Below are 2,140 nucleotides of genomic sequence, written 5' to 3'. Positions count from 1 at the left end.
GCGGCAGGAGGAGCTAAGCAGATGGCCCCCAACAGCAATATTCGGTGGCCCCCGAACACGCCACTGGCCAGATCGGCCGATGGCCCCCAAAGTCAATAACGATGGCCCCCACGAGCGCCAATACTCACTCAGCGCCTAAACCCTCAAACCGAAGGAACCACCGCTACACCACCACCGGGGACTTGACCTCTAATAGAGGTCAGGACCGTCTTCGTTCGAATCCCGTTTCGGGCCATTGAAACGTCTCCGGCACGTTCATGCTTGCCGTAGCCGAGGTGACCTATGAGCTCGCCCTCCGACGCCGATTCGAGCACCATTTCGTCAGCTGACCCTGCAGGCCATCCCGGCCCAGTCAGAGTCAACACCTGCTCCCGGGTACGCCCGATGAGCTGCTCCACCAGCTGGCCGTCCACCACGTCATGCTTTACCGTCGCGACGGCTTCGTCTTCCACGGTCGTCTTCACTGCGGTTATTACGGTTCCTCCATTGTCAGGAGCTACACCGAAGATCGTTCAGACCCCCGGATTCACCTTGATCCGCGACTGCCCCGCGCCGGTATAGAGCGTGGGGGTGCGTTCGCTGACGAGAACCAAGGGCTGAGCTGGTGGGGCGACTGCAGCAGCAACCCGAGGCCTCCTCAATGCGCTGGGGAAGACTTCGCACAACGAACTATCGCTTCGCCGGAAAGGTGTGCATTCAATCGAGCCTCTCGGGACCCCATTTTGAACCGTCGACCACGGGGCCGGCGCGGATACGCCACCCAGGTGAGAGGATCAAGATTCTGGTGGTGCAATGAGTGTTTGAATCTAGTCTTTACAGGTGGGTGGCAAGCCAACGAGCCTGTTTTCTCCAGTGCTGTCCTTGGCCTCCCTCATGTTCGTTGAAGGGGTAGATCTCGATGGCAGATTCGCCCGCGTAATTGTTGTGAGCGGCGAACACTGTCGATGGAGCACAGACCGGATCCATTAGTCCGACCGAGAAAAGGGCGGGTGGGTGTGACCGCGCTGCGAAGTTGACGCCGTCGAAATAAGACAAGGTGTTAAATGTCTGCTCTGTCAGGTCTCGATGAACCGACAGGTAGCGGACGATTTCGTTGTAGGGGTCAGAGTCCGTGAGGCCGACTGCCCGTTCGAAGTGGCACAGGAACGGCACGTCGGGCATCACTGCGCGAAGATCCTCGCGCAGGCCTGCCACTGCGAGGGCGAGCCCACCGCCCTGACTGCCTCCGGTTACAGCGAGCCGGTGCGGGTCGACGCTGGCGAGTTGTAGGACGGCGTCGACGGCGAGCACTGCGTCGGTGATGACTCGGCGGTAGTAGTAGGAATAATGGTTCTCGATTCCTCGTGTCATGAATCCGGGAGTGGCCGGTCCGGAACCGACCGGATCAGGGGTGCTGCCGCCGGAACCCCAAGAGCTTCCTTGCCCCCGGGTGTCCATGAGGAGGTAGGCGTAGCCCGCGGCCGCCCACGTAAGACGCTCGTGGGGGAGACCTCGCCCTCCTCCGTAGCCGTTGTATTCGATGACCGTTGGCAGCGGCTCTATCGCTCCGGCCGGTGCGAGGAACCACGCCTTCACGGGGTGCCCGCCAAATCCAGAAAATTCAACGTCGAGGACTTCGAAGTTGGGGAGGAAAGACTCGTAGGGAGTTGCGATGACAGGACGGGCTACGGATCGTGACTCGGCCAGAGTGTCCGACCAGAAGGCGTCGAAGTCTGTCGGTATGGACAATGTTGGCCGATAGCTGCGGAGCCGGTCGATTCCGAAATCAAATCTGGACATGGGACCTTTCAGCGGTACTGCCGGTTAGCGAGGTCGAGCCTGAATGCCTCGGGGCAAGAGAAGTTTTTCATGCTTCTGGCTTCTGGTTGGTTCGCCTCATCGAAGGAATCCGAATCGTCGAGGATCAGCGGAGGTCTCGGGCATGAATTGTTTGCACGTCGACGTGTTGCTGGGTGTCCCAACTGACTCGTGCGGCGGCGTGCAGGTCTCGACCATATACCGACTCTTGTTTAGCCTGAATCCACCGATGTTCTAGGGTGAGGGGCTGTCTGTCCCTGTTTGAGCTGGTGGTGCTGGGTGGGCGCGGCGGAGCTGTGGGCCTCGCTGCCTTGGGTGTTCCACTGTGTGTTTCTGCTCGCGC

At 60.3% G+C, this 2,140-nt stretch carries 2 protein-coding genes; both read right to left on the bottom strand.

The genetic code is table 11. From position 1 onward, the window contains the following. Positions 1-143 precede the first annotated feature (143 nt). Positions 144-464, bottom strand: coding sequence for a hypothetical protein (locus tag B7R24_RS16985; RefSeq protein WP_116420206.1), 321 nt, complete (start codon positions 462-464; stop codon positions 144-146). A 349-nt stretch (positions 465-813) separates the two neighbouring features. Continuing rightward, on the bottom strand, positions 814-1,779 hold the full coding sequence (locus B7R24_RS16980) for an acetylxylan esterase (RefSeq protein WP_116420205.1): 966 nt from the start codon (positions 1,777-1,779) through the stop codon (positions 814-816). Positions 1,780-2,140: the final 361 nt, after the last annotated feature.

Source organism: Subtercola boreus (assembly GCF_003399645.1).
Classification (GTDB): Bacteria; Actinomycetota; Actinomycetes; order Actinomycetales; family Microbacteriaceae; genus Subtercola; species Subtercola boreus_A.
The sequence above is the reverse complement of the archived record's forward strand: the minus strand, read 5'-3'. Positions and strand labels throughout refer to the sequence as shown.

What these genes read in the sequence shown, in the direction of transcription:
- B7R24_RS16980 (WP_116420205.1), bottom strand. Translation starts at nt 1,779, where the DNA reads ATGTCCAGATTTGATTTCGGAATCGACCGGCTCCGCAGCTATCGGCCA.